The 16,250-nt window shown below is 40.1% G+C and carries 15 protein-coding genes and 1 other annotated feature; of the genes, 2 read left to right on the plus strand and 13 right to left on the minus strand.

The genetic code is table 11. The features are described 5' to 3' along the window. Positions 1-102: 102 nt before the first annotated feature. Complete coding sequence (locus FR7_RS14270; protein WP_017531335.1) at positions 103-555, minus strand: YmaF family protein; 453 nt, start codon at positions 553-555, stop codon at positions 103-105. A gap of 325 nt (positions 556-880) precedes the next feature. Between FR7_RS14270 and hydG the strand changes: the two genes are divergently transcribed. After that, on the plus strand, positions 881-2,308 hold the full coding sequence (gene hydG / locus FR7_RS14275) for a [FeFe] hydrogenase H-cluster radical SAM maturase HydG (protein WP_007935527.1): 1,428 nt from the start codon (positions 881-883) through the stop codon (positions 2,306-2,308). A 68-nt stretch (positions 2,309-2,376) separates the two neighbouring features. On the opposite strand, the gene FR7_RS14280 is transcribed toward hydG, so the two are convergent. The 9 genes from FR7_RS14280 to FR7_RS14320 form a co-directional block, all read right to left on the minus strand. Continuing rightward, positions 2,377-3,657 (minus strand): ammonia-forming cytochrome c nitrite reductase subunit c552, encoded by a 1,281-nt coding sequence (locus FR7_RS14280; protein ID WP_007935528.1) that lies wholly within the window; start codon positions 3,655-3,657, stop codon positions 2,377-2,379. Beyond that, a complete protein-coding gene (locus tag FR7_RS14285; protein WP_007935529.1) occupies positions 3,650-4,123 on the minus strand; it encodes a cytochrome c3 family protein in 474 nt (157 codons plus the stop codon). The genes FR7_RS14280 and FR7_RS14285 overlap by 8 nt, the downstream gene beginning before the upstream one ends. Positions 4,124-4,185: 62 nt before the next feature. Continuing rightward, positions 4,186-6,402: a cytochrome c biogenesis protein CcsA gene (gene ccsA / locus FR7_RS14290; RefSeq protein WP_007935530.1), complete on the minus strand. Its 2,217-nt coding sequence runs from the start codon at positions 6,400-6,402 to the stop codon at positions 4,186-4,188. Next, positions 6,402-6,782, minus strand: coding sequence for a cytochrome c maturation protein CcmE domain-containing protein (locus tag FR7_RS14295; protein ID WP_007935531.1), 381 nt, complete (start codon positions 6,780-6,782; stop codon positions 6,402-6,404). The genes ccsA and FR7_RS14295 overlap by 1 nt, the downstream gene beginning before the upstream one ends. A gap of 73 nt (positions 6,783-6,855) precedes the next feature. Continuing rightward, positions 6,856-7,482 carry a cytochrome c biogenesis protein gene (locus FR7_RS14300; RefSeq protein ID WP_007935532.1) on the minus strand — a complete coding sequence of 209 codons (627 nt, stop codon included), beginning with the start codon at positions 7,480-7,482 and terminating at the stop codon, positions 6,856-6,858. A gap of 18 nt (positions 7,483-7,500) precedes the next feature. Then, positions 7,501-8,178 carry a heme exporter protein CcmB gene (locus tag FR7_RS14305; RefSeq protein WP_007935533.1) on the minus strand — a complete coding sequence of 226 codons (678 nt, stop codon included), beginning with the start codon at positions 8,176-8,178 and terminating at the stop codon, positions 7,501-7,503. After that, positions 8,150-8,776: a heme ABC exporter ATP-binding protein CcmA gene (gene ccmA, locus FR7_RS14310; protein WP_007935535.1), complete on the minus strand. Its 627-nt coding sequence runs from the start codon at positions 8,774-8,776 to the stop codon at positions 8,150-8,152. Before ccmA ends, FR7_RS14305 begins: the two co-directional genes overlap by 29 nt. 116 nt (positions 8,777-8,892) lie before the next feature. Then, positions 8,893-9,579, minus strand: coding sequence for a response regulator transcription factor (locus tag FR7_RS14315; RefSeq protein WP_007935536.1), 687 nt, complete (start codon positions 9,577-9,579; stop codon positions 8,893-8,895). Further along, positions 9,573-11,213, minus strand: coding sequence for an ATP-binding protein (locus tag FR7_RS14320; protein ID WP_007935537.1), 1,641 nt, complete (start codon positions 11,211-11,213; stop codon positions 9,573-9,575). Before FR7_RS14320 ends, FR7_RS14315 begins: the two co-directional genes overlap by 7 nt. 276 nt (positions 11,214-11,489) lie before the next feature. On the opposite strand from FR7_RS14320, the gene FR7_RS14325 reads away from it, so the two are divergent. Next, positions 11,490-13,088, plus strand: coding sequence for a GDSL-type esterase/lipase family protein (locus FR7_RS14325; protein WP_007935538.1), 1,599 nt, complete (start codon positions 11,490-11,492; stop codon positions 13,086-13,088). Positions 13,089-13,131: 43 nt separating this feature from the next. On the opposite strand, the gene FR7_RS14330 is transcribed toward FR7_RS14325, so the two are convergent. From FR7_RS14330 to FR7_RS14340, 3 genes are all read right to left on the minus strand, one after another. After that, positions 13,132-14,013 (minus strand): prephenate dehydrogenase, encoded by an 882-nt coding sequence (locus FR7_RS14330; protein ID WP_007935539.1) that lies wholly within the window; start codon positions 14,011-14,013, stop codon positions 13,132-13,134. Continuing rightward, positions 14,010-15,026 (minus strand): 3-deoxy-7-phosphoheptulonate synthase, encoded by a 1,017-nt coding sequence (aroF, locus tag FR7_RS14335; protein ID WP_007935540.1) that lies wholly within the window; start codon positions 15,024-15,026, stop codon positions 14,010-14,012. The genes FR7_RS14330 and aroF overlap by 4 nt, the downstream gene beginning before the upstream one ends. A gap of 131 nt (positions 15,027-15,157) precedes the next feature. Continuing rightward, positions 15,158-15,405 (minus strand) — a binding site (T-box leader). Between the two features lie 85 nt (positions 15,406-15,490). Then, the gene (locus FR7_RS14340) at positions 15,491-16,159 is read right to left on the minus strand and encodes a C40 family peptidase (RefSeq protein WP_007935541.1); all 669 of its coding nucleotides are present in this window, start codon (positions 16,157-16,159) and stop codon (positions 15,491-15,493) included. Positions 16,160-16,250: the final 91 nt, after the last annotated feature.

Raw genomic sequence — 16,250 nt, forward strand, 5'->3', positions numbered from 1 at the left:
TATATTTAAGATCTATATTATAACTGAACTGCTTTAAAAAACTTTCTCGCAGTAATAAAAATACGAGAAAGTGGAAATTGATTGCCACCTTCTCGTTCCTTTTTAGTTATATTCTTCATCATCAGGACGTTTATATTTATATTTACAGGGTTTTTTATCTTCCTCATCATCCACACATATATTGGGTCCTAGGCCAGTAACATCAGAAAAATTATGACAATGACCATCGTTCATGCTTGTACGGCCTTCATAATAATGAGTATGAGAGCCATCCGGCATGGCAATTGCCCGGTCTGTCATAACATCCACCCAATGCCAGTGGCCTCTAGAATTCTCAGCCGCAAAAGATGTCCGCGTACGAATTTGATGAACATGAGACCGTCCTTCCACCCTAGCAGGTTCAGTAACACCTAAAAACATATGCTGATGATCATCTGAAACATCTGTTTCCGTAGTATACACATGTACATGGACATTATCCATATTATCTTCATTGCTGCCTGTTATATATTTGTCATGGTCCACCATATATTTTCGCTCTTCATCATTAAGCATTCTCCCCACACCTCCTATAAGTATCCATAGTATTATATGCGGAATATTTTTATTTGTGCTCTCTAAGAGCTCTTCCATATAAAAATGATCTGTCAATATGTTAGGTTCTCGTAGTGTGAAGCATCCAAAGAATAATTGCTTAGATGCCATTTCCTCCTATAATAACAATAACTTTTCTTTAAAACTATATATTCTTGCTGAAAAGTATTATATAATGGTAGTCAAAATTAAAAACATATATTCATGTAAAGCCGATGAACAAAGTAGAATTTGTCATCTGCAAAAGATAACGACTGATTTATCGTATTACAAGGAGGCCATTTAATTGATTTCTAACAAGGAACGAACACCCGACGATTTTATTAATGACGAGGTAATTCTTCAGTTACTTCACGAAGCGAAAACAAAATCTCAGGATAAAGAACTCGTTAGCAGTATTATTGCGAAAGCTAACCAGTACCATGGTTTATCAGCATCTGAAGTCGCCATTCTTTTAGAAGTGACTGATCCAGACATATTGGAATCCATGTACGCTGTTGCGGCTGATATAAAACAAAAAATTTATGGCACACGTATTGTATTATTTGCACCACTTTATATCTCCAGCCACTGTATCAACGATTGTTCGTATTGCGGCTACCGCAGCGGCAATCCAAGCCAAGTACGCCGTCATCTATCCATGGCTGAAGTAAAGCAAGAGGTAGAGATCATTCAATCCTTAGGTCACAAGCGCTTAGTGCTGGAAGCTGGCGAAGATCAAGATAACTGTTCTATCGACTATGTTGTCGATACCATTAAAGAAATTTATAATGTGAAAAATAAAAACGGCAGCATACGCCGTGTTAATATTAACGTTGCCGCTACCACCATTGACGAATACAAAAAATTACAACAAGCCCAGATTGGCACTTATATCTTATTTCAAGAAACCTACCACCGTCCAACCTATGGGATACTGCATCCTTCTGGGCCCAAAAAAGATTATAACTGGCATACCACTGCCATGGATAGAGCCATGCAGGCAGGCATCGATGACGTTGGTATCGGGGTACTTTATGGACTCTATGATTATAAATATGACACGATTGCTATGTTTTTACATGCCGAGCACTTAGAAAATGCCTTTGGTGTCGGACCTCATACTATCTCAGTACCCCGCCTCAGACCAGCTGACAGTATTAACCTTGAAACCTTTCCCCACCTTGTGAATGATGAAGACTTTAAAAAAATCATTGCTATCATTCGCTTAGCAGTGCCTTATACAGGGATTATTTTATCAACCAGAGAGCATCCTGAGTTAAGAGACAAGCTTCTTACGTATGGTGTTTCACAAATTAGTGCCGGTTCCTGTACGGGTGTAGGCGGTTATCAAGAAACTCAAGAAGATTCTGTCGCAGCAAAGGGAGCCATGCAGTTTGAAACAGGGGACAATCGTTCTCCAGATGAAATCATCTCTATGCTATGCGAAAAAAACTATATACCCAGCTATTGTACAGCTTGTTATCGTCAGGGACGCACAGGTGATCGCTTTATGAGTCTTGCTAAAAGTGGTGAAATACAAAATGTTTGTTTGCCTAATGCTTTATTGACTTTTAAAGAGTATCTGCTTGACTATGGTGATGAGGCGCTAAAAAAAGTAGGCGAAACTATGATTACCAAAAACCTTGCTTCGATACCACAGGAAAGTGTCCGCACTAAAACCATCAAGCGTCTAAAAGAAATTGAAAACGGTGCCCGTGATCTATACTTTTAGATCACGACCATTCAAAAAAGGTTAGAGGAGACCACCAAACCAGAGGTCTCCCCTAACCTTTTTCTTATTTATAGTACATTGATCCCCGCTGCCAAATTGGCTGATTCAATGGCCTGATGAGCTAATTCATTAGCTTGACCAAGAGTCGTCATGGTCTGATCGGTATTATGAAAGCCCATACTATTTTCAGCTGACACAATATCCCACATCCACTGGGCTTTACGCACCAATTCTCTAGCTTTGGCAAGTTCAGCCTGATTGACATTTGGCGTATCACCAGCTTTTCGTATCGCTTCATGAGCTTTAGCTACATTTAAGCCTGCAGTATGCTGCAGCAAGAAGGTTTGATCTTGGATTGTCTTAACTCTTTCAGATAACCATTCTGTTCCTTGACTGTGGCATGGAGAACAAGAGGCATCAAGAGTCTTTAATGGGCTTGTAATAAAATGGGATGTATATTTCTGCCCATCTTTACGCATATACGGCATATGACAATCAGCACATGATACCCCAGCCTTACCATGAGTACCATTTGCGAATGTTTCATAATCAGGATGCTGCGCTTTTAGCATTGGTGCTTTAGAATCCGGATGCTCCCAATCCTGAAGGAAGTTATTAGGTTTTTCAGCATAATAAGCATACATTTCCTCTGGCTTGAAGCCTTTATCCCAAGGAAAAACTACCCGCATAGTACCAGGTTCAAAATAATATTCAGAATGGCATTGAGCACATACATACGTGCGCATTTCTTCTCTTGTTGCCTTACTCAAATCGATCCCCCGCCGTTCTTGTGCTTCAATAAATGCTGGATTAATGACACGTAAGTTCATCGTTTCCGAGTCATGACATTGGGCGCAAGTAACAGGATGTTTACTCCTTTCTAATAATTCCCCTAAAGGTTTATTGGCATATCCCCAGCCTGATTCTTTATAAAATTGTTCCACATAAGGAGTTTTACAGGTGATGCACGCACCTTTACTAGCGGGGCCAATCCGTTTACTATGAAGTAAATCTTCTACAGCATATACATGACCCCGATCCTCAGTATAATCCTTACTAAAAGGCATACCTTTAAAGTTTGTGAAAATTTCTGGCTGCATATCTGATTTTTGCACATTCACACTGCCTCCATAACCTGTAGGAGAAGGAGATACCTCAGCCATCTTTCGATAGCTTGCATATTGAAGGGGATAGACTTCTCCCCATACTGCTGCATCATATTCTCCTGCGGGGATGGGTGAGGCTTTGACTGTTGCTGCCGGTTTGACCCCAATACGTACAGCAACAAAACCAAAAAAGATGACTGCTACACCCAACAAGGCAATTAAGGTCTTTTGCATGTTACTCAACTTTTATTCCCCCTTTGCTCTTGTTCATGCCATGAACTAAGCCGCGATGGCATTTCGTACAATCCTCTCCACCGGCTCCCATACCAGTGTATTCTACTGTAGATTGATGACAGCGCATGCAATTGTCTTCTACGATCGCTTTGCCTTTAGGCGATAACTTCATTGTTGCAGGATAATCTCGCAAGACTTCATGATAGGTATCATTCATACCGGTCTGCGCTTTCGTAATCATTTTGATGGCAAAATTCTGCTGTGGCAAATGGCAGTCGGTACACTTGAGCTGCTTATGATTCGATGCCTGCCATGTAGTATGGGCTGCCTCCATCGAATGGCAACTTCCACAAAACCCTGGACTATCTGAATAAGCATAACCAGCACCTCCAGCTGCCATTCCTATCATCACCACAACCAGGACCACCAGCGCAATCTTTAAAGCATTGCGGTTTAAAAACTGACCAGTATCCAACCCCTCACCTCCTATTTTTACAGTTTTTCTTCACTACTTTTTTACAAGTCAATTATGTAGTCCTAGAAATAGGACATTGACCCCTTTTCCTTATCATCCATTTTTCTTTTAAAAAACCAAAAGCGATTGATTGCTCCCCAGCCACAGCCGAAGGTAATCAAAATTGCTCCTAACCATACTAAATTGATTAAAGGCTTATTACTGATTTCAACTTCAACACTATCTGATTTACTGATAGAAACGTTATCCAAAAGTCCAATGCTTATATTTCCATCCCTAGGATTAACCCCATTAATGACGATTTCATATTGACCAAAAACCACTACAGGAGCACCAGTAACCACTCCGTTCTTATACACAAGCTCTGGCTGAATCGCTTCTGTCCTTCCCTCTTTTACCACTTCAAAGACGGTTTGCACTTTCATTTCCTGTCCGGTGGTACCTGTAATCATTTTCCAGGAAATAAACCTAATGATTACGTCATTTTGCTGACTTTCCTCTCCTGTTGCCAATCGAATTTCTGTAGCCGTATGGTCTTCATGCTTCATGACAGGGGCTACATATAAATCCGCTAGCCATCTGCGGTCAATAGCCGGCTCTCTCGCAGATGGCTGCCCTTCTTTATTGTATTTAGTAAAGGCCTGTATCAAAGAAGGCTCTATCTTCTGGTGGCCGACAATAAATTTTTGATAAAATCCACTACCGTCGTTCGCCTCTTCTTTACCTATATATGTAATTTCACTCCCCAGGATTTGTTTAGGTTGTTGTAGATTTAAGGTTGTCACCGTCGACTCATTGGCAGCAGAAGAGGCGACAATACCGATTACCATAACGGCTAATCCAGCATGAGTAATAGCTGCTGGCCATGATGCTGCGCTTTCATTTCCCCTACCTATGATAACATTCGCAATCAAAGCCGTAATGGAAAAAATGGTCGTTATTACTATCATAGGCTGGTATAATCCCAGCTTAAGCGGCAAAACCAATGACAGCAAACCGATAATTCCCAACCACCAGTACTTCTTTAACGAAATAGCCTCATTAGGTTTTTTATTAAACATAGGAGAGATCGTAAGGAGCATAACCAAAGCTGCTGCTAATGGCAGCGACGTGTTATTATAAAAACTTTCACTCACATTTGACGGATTTCCTAATAACATCGTAACCAAGGGGGTAGACATCCCGATAAAAACCATTACCGCCATAAGACTAAAAATCAATACGCCGCAGCCCAATGTAAACTCACGGCTGTTGACCCTGGTATATAATTCACCTTTTGGCAAATCAGGCCAACGTATGATTAGCAAGGTTAGGCCAAAAAATATAGTAAGAAGCACAAACCCTGCCAGCAATCCGCCAACCCCTTCATCTGCAAAAGAGTGCGTAGAAAAATCACTTAAAACTCCGCTGCGAGTTAAAAATGTTCCATATAGTACGGTTACAAAACTAAAAATACTGGCAAAATAAGCAGATCGAATAGCCGCTGATTTTAATCTTGCCCAGAATAAGCTATGTACCAAGGCTCCATTTACCAACCACGGCACGAGAGAGGAATTCTCCACGGGATCCCAGGCCCAATACCCTCCCCAACCTAATACTTTATACGCCCAAAAACCCCCAATAAAAACACCGGCTCCCAAAGCACACCATGAAAACAAAGCCCAAGGCAATACTGCTGTCATCCAGGTTTTATGATTGTTAGAAAAAAGTCCTTCTAGAGCGTAAGCAAAGGGCACAGCCAAACCAGCATACCCCAAGAAGATAATTGGCGGATGAATAATCATCCAAAAATCTTGTAACAAAGGGTTAAGTCCCACCCCGTCCAGTTGAGGTTGTGCCAGCAGCATAAAAGGTCCTTTTGCCAACAAAACAATCAGCAATATAGCCTGCAGCACGCTATAAACGGCCATAACACCAGGAGGTGTGTCGTTCTTTCGAGATAGTAGCAATCCAAATATCACATGAAATACCAACCACAGCATAAATGAACCTTGCTGCCCCGCCCAAAATGCGGACAACTTATACATAAAGGGCAATTCGCGAGACGAATAACTAAAAACATAGGCATATTCAAAGCGATTATCTAAGATTAGATATAGCAAATAACCTGCTGCAATCCCAGCTAATATTGCAGACAAACGGTAACACTGTAATCCAACGTTAGCAGCCCTCCCCTTTCCTGAGCGCCGTGTAACATTCGACAGATGCACATTGAAATAGGAAAATGATGCTATACAGGTAACAAGCAAAGCGAAAACGATAGAAACATAGCCAACCATTACTTATTCACACTCCCTTGCACAGACTGATACTTAGAAGGGCATTTTACTAATAATTTCTCAGCAATAAACTGATCATTCTGATATTTACCAATAGCCACAATACTAGTCGCCTCTTCTATCCCATCCGGCTTAGTCCCCTTATATACAATCAACGCTTCTTGTCCGTTCTCATCTTGCAGCTTAAAAGTTATAGCTTTTTTGTCCTCTGTCATGATCACACGTTCTGAAATTAATACTCCACGCACCTGTACACTGCCGCTCATCGTTTTGGCCTTAGCAAAAGTAACGTATGGCGTTAGGGAGCTTTTAAAACTGACAGCACTAAAAATAATGAATAAAGCAATTATGCCGATACCAATTCCATGTCGTTTTTTCATGGGTTTCCTCCTTATCCCATAGTATTCTCTGGAGAAAGCTTTTCCGAGAGAATACCCATGATGCGATCCACTCTTACGCTGATTTTTGTTTGTTGTGTACCATATAGTTAAAGCACTGCCAAAATAGTGCTGTACACGCCCCAACAGCCGCTAGAAGTACATATATCATGATCGTATCCATTTCTAACTTGCCACCACTATTAATCACCGGTTCAGGATGCAAGGAGAAATAAAAACGTGGAATGATAAAAACTAAAAATGGTACCGTTAAAAAAGAGAGTGATGCATAAACAGCAGATATCTTAGCTCGCTCTTGCTCGTCTTGAATGGAGGATCGTAATACTAAATAAGCTCCATAAATGAGCAGCAAAATAAAAATAGATGTTTGCCGCGGGTCCCAATTCCAATAAGCACCCCAAGTGAGCTTGGCAAAAATGGCACCGCTTATCGTTGCCAATAAACAAAACAGTAATCCTAAACTGGCGGCTGCTGAACTTTTCCAATCATATTGTATATCTCGTGTACGCAAATATTGTATAGACCAGCCAGCCGACAATAAAAAAGCTAAAATCGATACCCAGGCAACTGGTATATGAAAAAAAGCAATTCTCACCAATTCACCCAATCCTTCTGCCGGGGGCACGATATACAATACAGCATATATCACTCCCATAATCCATAAAAGCAAGACGAGCTTCAATTACAATCCCCCCCCAAATCAGTCGTACCAAAGATAATCGAATACTATGGATGATGCAATCATCAATACCACATTATAGGATGCCATAAACAGGATGTCAGATATATCGGGCTTAACATTCATCAAAATCTTAGCTGTAGCACTAATACAACTTAAAAATTGGGGCAATAATAGGGGAAATGTCAATACCGTAAATAATGCATTTTTCCCCTGGGTCTTGGCTACCATAGCGGCAGTAATTGTGCTGGCAGCTGCAATACCTATATCGCCAAGAATCAATACCACAATAAATATCGGCCAATGATAAATATCTACATTCAGAAAAATCATAAATAATGGAATGATCAACATCGTCAGAGACAATAACATAAGAATGTTAAACAATAACTTACCAAATAGTACAGCTTGCCCTGACCCATAAATCTGCAGCGCTATGATAGTGCCCGACTCCTCTTCTTGAACAAAAACTCTAGATAATCCAGCCATAGCACAAAAAAACAATAGTACCCATAATAAAGCTGCTGTAAGATCTGCAGGTAAACTTGCTGCACCAATGGACATACTAATGCTGGCTAAGGATATTAAAGCAAACATAAGCAATGCGCTTACAGCATAACGGGTTCTAAACTCACATATTCCATCTTTCATCATGATTGCCCAAATGCAATTAAGCAAGTTCAATCTTATAGTCGGCATGTTCCGCCTCCCATGGCTCATTTGTCGCAATAATGATTGCCGCATTCTGTTCGAGCCCTTTGCGAATCATTTGGGCTATGAGCCTCTTACCATCAGCATCTAAATTGGAAGAAGGTTCATCTAATAACCACAACAACGGCTGCGTCGCTAGCATAAGAGCAAATTTTAAACGCTGCCGCATTCCTGTAGAATAGGTACGTACTAATTGATCCATATCAATTGCCAAACCAACTTGTTGGCAATATCCCTCTATCTGCTGTTCATTGCATCGTATTTTACGCAATCGAGCAAAAAACAATATATTTTCACGGCCTGTCAAATCAGCATATAATATAATTTCAGGAGATATGAGTCCCAAGCACGCCCGCCGTTCTTCTGCATCGAATTGCTTATTGTTACTTATGATCTGTATCGCACCTGTCGTTGGCTGATTAAGACCTGCAATTATTTTTAGCAAGGTTGATTTGCCTGAACCGTTAGGTCCTGTAATGATTAGGCACTGTCCAGCATTCAATGCAAGATTAATTCCCGTAAATAAAACCCGTGTGCCGATACTCTTGCTGACATTCACAAGTTTCACACTGATATCTCGATACATGCTTATGCCCCTCCTACTGTCTACTAAAAAATAGAACGAAAATATTGTGTAGGGAGTTACGCTTTTATCATACTATAAGTTACTTACATCCAGCTTACGAAACTATTACAAAATGATTACATTTGAAATTTATATCCTACACCCCATACGGTTTTAATATAAAGAGGTTTAGATGGATCCGGCTCAATTTTTTCTCGTAAGCGCCGCATATGAACCGTAACAGTATTCTCGTCACCATGGTAATCGCTATGCCAGATTTTATTAAGCAATTGTTTCCTGGTAAAAACTTGCTTAGGATTACTGGCTAAAAGCCATAGCAGATCAAATTCTTTCGTAGTTAGCTCTATGATTTGTGAATCAATGTTTACCGATCTAGCCCTACTATCAATTCGTAAATTGCCCGACAGGATGCTTTCATTCTTCTCTTGTTTTTTCCCTTTTGCCCGGCGCAGTACCGCTTGTACCCGCAATACCAACTCCGTTGGGCTGAAAGGTTTTGCAATATAATCGTCAACACCCATTCTAAAACCTGCAATACGATCTAATTCATCGCCTTTTGCCGACAAAATAACGATAGAAATATCATATTCGGCAATCAAGATATTACTTACATCCAGACCATTAATCTTTGGCAGCATTAAATCCAGCACCACTAAATCAGGTTGTTCACGTTTTGCCACCGCTAATGCCTCTTCACCATCCATGGCCATCACAACCATATAGCCTTCCCTTTCAAAACAATGCTTAAGAATTTTTAGTATTTTATCGTCATCATCCACAATTAGAATCTTTTCTTTTAACATATGTAACCTCCCGTTCCAACAATCGGCAAAGTAAATGTAAAAATGCTCCCTTTACCAACTTTACTCTCTACTCTGATTTGTCCCCCATGCAGTTGAACAAAATTATGGGCTAAAGCAAGGCCTAATCCACTCCCCATATACTCCCTTTCACTAGGACTGCCAGCCTGTTTAAACTTTTCAAAAATAGAGCTTTGTTCTTCCTCGCGGATACCAATACCCGTATCCTTCACAGCTATCTTTAGATACGATTCCTGCTTCTGATGAATGACCTCTGCCTCAATGCTAATTGAGCCTTGGGCAGGGGTGAATTTCACGGCATTACCAATGAGATTTTTGATAATATGACTTACTTTGTCATAATCAGCCATGATAATCGGTACTGCGGAACTAATATTGATATGAAACTGAAGATTCTTTTTAAGCAGTAATGGTGAGATAATGCGAGCAATACCATCAACAATCTCTCTAATATCTGTAGGTCGCCTGTCTAATCTGATTAAACCAGCCTCAATTTTGGACATATCCAAAATATCATTGATCTGACTTAGCAGTTGATGAGAACTTTCAAAGATATCTACTAAATATTCTCGTTGCTGGCTGCTCAAATTTTCTTCATATAACAATATTTCACTAAATGCAATGATGGCTGTCAAAGGCGTTCGTAATTCATGACTCATCACCGCTAAAAATTCTGACTTGAGTTGATCCGCTTGACTGAGCTTGTCATTCATAGCCCGCAATGCAGCGCCTTGTTCAAGCAGCTGTACATTCGCTTCTTGCAGCAAATAAGTGCGTTCGTTAACTTTTTGTTCTAATTCACTATAAAAATGCTGGATTTTATCTGCCATGGTATTAAAAGCTTCCACAAAGGATTTCATTTCATCATAAGTATGAATATCAACCAATTTCGTTTCCAATTGTCCATCCCCTATGGATGTCACCTTTGCAGTAAGTTCTTGGATCGGCATAATTACAATGTGCTCCATTAAAATATAAATCAATCCAATGATGGCTAAAACCATAAACACAATAAACAATAATTGATTCATGATGTAGCTTCTCTGGTTTGTTTCGTAAGCAGTCATAGGAACGATAATACTAATAGCCCCAGCAAAATCACCCGCCGTAAAGCCCTCTTTCAGATTTCCTGATATATCCTTGCCACCTGCTGGCTTACCATGGCAAGGCATGCAGCTTTCATCATAATATAAAGGAGAAAAGTAGCGAAAGACTTTTTCCCCACCATGCACATCATATCCCCATACTGCTGGAAGATCAGAATTGGCGGCCAATACTTTCATCTTTTCTATTTCAAAACTATCAGGAGTATTTTCTGGAGCACGTACAGAAAAACGAGTTTGTTTAATTTTATAACCAGAAGATTGATTGAAAAAATCACCAACCTCCTTCCCCACTGCCGCAGGGTTTAGATGTTTAAATTCATAATGTCCCTGCGAATCCGAATTGATGTTATCTTGCCTGAGAGCAATAACAGAGCGAGTAGCAATAAGCTGTCTGGCGACCACTGCTGCTTTCTCACGCATTTCTTCCTCGGCTTGTAGGCTGTATTGATGAATATTCCATAATAAATTTATTGTCATCAGCACTGTTACTACAGCAGCTATACTCAACATAAATCGTAAACTAAGACTATTTTTTATAAATATCTCACCCAGCTTTCTTCTAATTTCAATATTTCAATTTACAATACAATTCGCATAATTTTCTGCAAATCCTTCCAAAATCATCATAATTAGCCATGAATCAACATTTATGGTAGAATTGACATCAGTATCGATACATATATAAGGCACCATCCATTACCGAATGAAATCCAAACATCCATTCTTGATAGACAATCAATATACAAAGTTTTAATACATTGTATAGATAAATAAGCAGGTGTTTACATGAGACGATTTTTATTTTTAATACTAATACTACTGACTGTTCTATTATTTTTTATTGAAGGCAGCGACAGGATTGGTTTAACGAATTATAAACCAGCCATAGAAATTACCAATCTAGAAGATACATATAGGTTAACCTGGTCGCCGATATCATATTTTGCTTATTACGAGGTGGAAATCGTAAACCAAATTCCAGAGAAAGAACACCTAATTATCAAATATCGTACTTTTGAAAATTCAATTACAATCAATCAGAACTTTCCAGAAAGCGCCTATCTTAGAGTATCAGCACATAGCTTATTTCACCATCCTTTGGGTTCATATTCTGACTTTACCCCCATAACAACGACTGGCACGAATCAAGAAGATGCAGTGCACAATAAGCCCCGTTCTTTGATACATTATCCCATTCATGCTCCTGCTTCTAATTTTCCGCTGCTGATGTGGACTCCCCTCCCAGGTGCTGTTTATTATGAAATCGAATTATTAAACTCTCCTCCTGAAAATCCAAACGATATACTCCCTTCCCGCTTCCAGATGCTTTCTTCACGAGAAGTATTTACGAATGGCTATAGCATCGATCTATCTACCTATCCCAATGATCACTTCTATTGGCGAGTTCGGGCTCTGGATTATACCGGAAATCCAATCGGTGTTTTTTCCGATGCTGCCGAAGTTCGCATTGATCATACATTGCCTCCAAATCTAAAACCTCTCTCAAACACTGGCTATAAGACTGCCAATATACCAGTACCTCTCTATCCTGTATTTTCATGGATTCCCATTGCCGGGGCCACCTCCTATGAATTTGAATTAACCTCAGCACCGCCCGAAAATCCCAATGGAGTGCAACCGTCTCGTCATCGCCTTAGACAACAAATTATTTCTATAGGTTCAGATTACTATGATGAAACGCCATTAGGCACCCCTGGCACCTATTACTGGCGTGTTCGCGGCTTAGATGAAAGTGGCGCTGCCGTTGGTGTTTATTCGAATGCAGAATCCTTTGTCGTTGACCGCACCCCGGGCAACTATGCAGCTACTTTGGGCGACAGCATCACTCATGGCGGCGGTGCAGTTTCTTATTCACCTGCCGATGTTGAATATAGTTTTCAAAATTATTTATCCTTTCCCACTATTAATTTAGGCAGAAGCGGCGATACTTCTGCTTCTATGTTAAGTCGATTTGATGCAGATGTACTGCCGTATCATCCTATGTTTCTAATTATTATGGGCGGAACCAATAGCTTGCGGGGAGGTGTACCCGGCAGCCAAGTCATCAAAGAACTAAGTGCGATTCGCGATAAATGCTTAGTTCATGGCATTCGGCCAATTTTTCTAACATTGCCGCCGATTAACCCTCAGGCTATTCAGCAGGTATTTAATGAAGACACCGTACCCGAATGGAAAAAAGAATTTGCTGTCGTAAATCACTTTATTCGTCAGCAGGGGTATTATATTGACCTTGAGCCTTATTTTGCAGATGGAAATCAGACATTGCCCCTCCGCTATGCTACGGATGGGTTGCATTTAGATATAGAAGGCAAAAAGTTAATGGCACAAATCATTAACGCCAACTGGGCTGCAGTAACGCAATAATTTAAAAACTACTGCCTACTAAAAAAACAGGCTCCCACGCCTCTTAGACGACATGGGAGTCTGTTTCTTCTATTAAAATATCCCTTCGAACTTTCGCTCTCTTGAAAAAATGATGTATGGCTGGACGATCAGCTTTTTCTACAGCTTGAATCATTTCATCCAGCAACTCTTTTAGCTGCAATAGGCTTTGGGTAATAGGCTGAGAATTTGTCAAACAGATGTCTGCCCACATATCGGCATTAGAAGAAGCAATACGGGTAGTATCACGAAACCCGCCACCTACTAATTTAAAACTTTCCTCCAAAGCTGGATATTTGCCTAAGAGGTTCACAAGAGCAGCAGCTACTACATGTGGAATATGGCTAATGATTGCCGCACATTGATCATGATCGTATAAGTCCATTGTAGTAATTCTAGCTCCGGTCCAGGTAAGTGTCTGAGAGATGATTTCAACAGCCTCAGGAGAGGTAGATGCTTCTGGGATTAGAATATACCATTTATCTTTAAATAATCCTCGATCCGCTGCCATAATACCACTTCTCTCGATCCCCGTCATAGGATGCCCACTTACATAATGAACACCAGAAGGCATCATATACAGCAATTTTTCTGCTAGGAATCCTTTCGTACTGCCTACATCTGTTAAAATGCCGCCAACTTTTACATAGGGCAAAATTTGTTCTACAATCGGTATGATTTGCAGTACAGGAGTACATAAAAAGATAATATCAGCTTGTTCTACACCCCTTTTCCAATCATTCGTACTGTAATCTACAGCACCGCGCTGTACAGCAAGCTCTAACGTTTCCTGATCATGATCAACCCCTGTTACTTTTAGCGCTTCTCCACACTGCTTTTTCAATGCTAAACCAAGAGAGCCACCAATTAGCCCTAAACCAATGATTGTAATATGCTTCACCTTCATGCCATATCCTTCCCCATGACCTTGGCAATTGTTTTTACTTCTTGCATCGTCAGTTCAAAATTCTCCGGAGTTAAAGATTGCTTGCCATCGGATAAAGCTTCCGCAGGATTTGGGTGAACCTCAATCATAAGTCCATCAGCACCAGCAGCGATACCAGCTCTGGCCATAGGACGCACTAAATTCCAGCGACCTGTACCATGACTAGGATCTACGATAATCGGTAGATGACTAATATTTTTCACTGCCGCCACTGCACTTAAGTCCAATGTATTTCGCGTGTATTCTTCATAGGTTCGAATACCGCGTTCGCACAATACTACATTGTAATTTCCTTCACTCATAATATATTCCGCGGCATTCAACCATTCATTAATAGTTGCTGATAAGCCACGCTTTAATAATACAGGCTTATTGGTTTTTCCTACTGTTTTGAGCAACTGGAAATTTTGCATATTGCGTGAGCCGATTTGCAGCATATCAGCATAAGCACTGACCACAGGTACTGATTCAACATCCACAACTTCAGTCACTATTTTCAGTCCCGTTTTCGCTCTTGCTTCCGCCAGCATTTCCAGTCCCTTTTCCTCTAATCCTTGAAAAGCATAAGGGGAGGTTCGGGGTTTGTAAGCTCCTCCACGTAAAAATTGTGCACCTGCTTCTTTGACAATAAAGGCGGACTGCAATAGCTGTTCCCGGCTTTCAACTGCACAGGGTCCAGCCATAACTGCCAAATGATTCCCACCAATTAAAATACCACCAACGTCCACAATCGTATCGTCCTGCTTAAATTCACGACTAACTAATTTGTAATCAACAGTTACAGATACTGTTTTTTCTACACCATCCATCGCCTCTATCGGTAATTGAGCAATCAACTGTTTATTACCAATAATTCCAATGATCGTACGAGTCGCCCCTTCTGACAAATGCACCTTTAAACCTAAAGCCGTTAACTTATTCATTATTACATGTACTTGCTCTTGTGTTGCTTCTGGTCCCATTACAATAATCATAATCTGTATCTCCTCTACATTTTTTATTTTAAAATTTAGAACACCAATTAATAAGTGGCAGATTGAGATTCATTTATATATTAGCTTAACCACTTCCTTATTTATATAAATAAAAAACACCTCATCCCCTATACAGGGACGAGATGTTATTACTCGTTGTACCACCCTGCTTGCATTGCAAGCCGATTACTTTTCGAGTACGAAGCAGTTAACCTGATACTCTAGCCTTTAATAACGGTGGCATTCCGGCACGGTCTACTTGTTACCTTTCAACCTGCTACTCCTAGGTGTATTTCAATCAGTACATTTACCAGGTCACACCAACCCCTGGCTCTCTGAAAAATGCTGCCGATTTACTTATCCTATTCATCATATTTACAAATCTTTATTTGATTTAATGATAATATAACAAAACTTTACACTACTGTCAAGCGTTCAAGGACATTTTTATTTATTGTTTATTATCAAATAATTCGCCTCGCACCAAGATACCGCATCTTCCAGTAACTTTCGTCCAAGTGACTGATCATGACACCATGGCTGGATGCATGAATAAATTTACCCTGTTCTAAATAAATGCCACAATGGGAAGTACCTTTTTCATAGGTACTAAAAAAAACTAAATCTCCTTGCTTAAGCTCTTTTTGCTTTATTGTTTTCCCCACCTTATACTGAGCATCCGCAGCCCGCGGCAAGGTTATTTTGCTTTGATTGAATACATATTGAACAAAACCGGAACAATCAAACCCTTTGGGGTTAGTACCCCCAAACTTATAAGGTACGCCTACATAGGTTTTAGCTGTATCTGTTATTTGTTTTGCATTATTCTGTACCTTTTCATTACCTACTTTTAAATTCTTTCCCATTAATATATAATAGGTTCTATTCTCAACAATTCCGTCAGATTTGAGCTTTTGCCGCTTTTGAAAACTGCGAACGGCCTTCGTTGTTTCCGCTGTAAATTTGCCATTAATCCTGGTAATTTTATAGCCCTTTTCCTTCAGCTTCATTTGTATTGCTGCAATTTCACTCCCTTGGTCACCTTCTTTAAATTGAGTGTCAGCAGCATATACAAATAACGGCATTATAGAAAATAAAAGACCTAATAATAATCCTCTTACCATAACTCCCACTTAGGTATTCCCCCGTTTCTTTCCAATTACTCACATATTTCGTTAAATACTGCCAAAATCCTGCAATTGCATCTCTATTCAGTAATTTTTC

The organism is Pelosinus fermentans DSM 17108 (assembly GCF_000271485.2).
Taxonomy (GTDB): Bacteria; Bacillota; Negativicutes; order DSM-13327; family DSM-13327; genus Pelosinus; species Pelosinus fermentans.

Bases quoted from the DNA above. Each gene is read 5' to 3' on its own strand.
- FR7_RS14270 (WP_017531335.1), bottom strand. From the start codon at position 555: ATGCTTAATGATGAAGAGCGAAAATATATGGTGGACCATGACAAATAT.
- ccsA (WP_007935530.1), bottom strand. From the start codon at position 6,402: ATGGTTGGCTATGTTTCTATCGTTTTCGCTTTGCTTGTTACCTGTATA.
- FR7_RS14295 (WP_007935531.1), bottom strand. From the start codon at position 6,782: ATGAAAAAACGACATGGAATTGGTATCGGCATAATTGCTTTATTCATT.
- FR7_RS14305 (WP_007935533.1), bottom strand. From the start codon at position 8,178: ATGCCGACTATAAGATTGAACTTGCTTAATTGCATTTGGGCAATCATG.
- ccmA (WP_007935535.1), bottom strand. From the start codon at position 8,776: ATGTATCGAGATATCAGTGTGAAACTTGTGAATGTCAGCAAGAGTATC.
- FR7_RS14315 (WP_007935536.1), bottom strand. From the start codon at position 9,579: ATGTTAAAAGAAAAGATTCTAATTGTGGATGATGACGATAAAATACTA.
- FR7_RS14320 (WP_007935537.1), bottom strand. From the start codon at position 11,213: ATGTTGAGTATAGCTGCTGTAGTAACAGTGCTGATGACAATAAATTTA.
- FR7_RS14325 (WP_007935538.1), top strand. From the start codon at position 11,490: ATGAGACGATTTTTATTTTTAATACTAATACTACTGACTGTTCTATTA.
- FR7_RS14330 (WP_007935539.1), bottom strand. From the start codon at position 14,013: ATGAAGGTGAAGCATATTACAATCATTGGTTTAGGGCTAATTGGTGGC.
- aroF (WP_007935540.1), bottom strand. From the start codon at position 15,026: ATGATTATTGTAATGGGACCAGAAGCAACACAAGAGCAAGTACATGTA.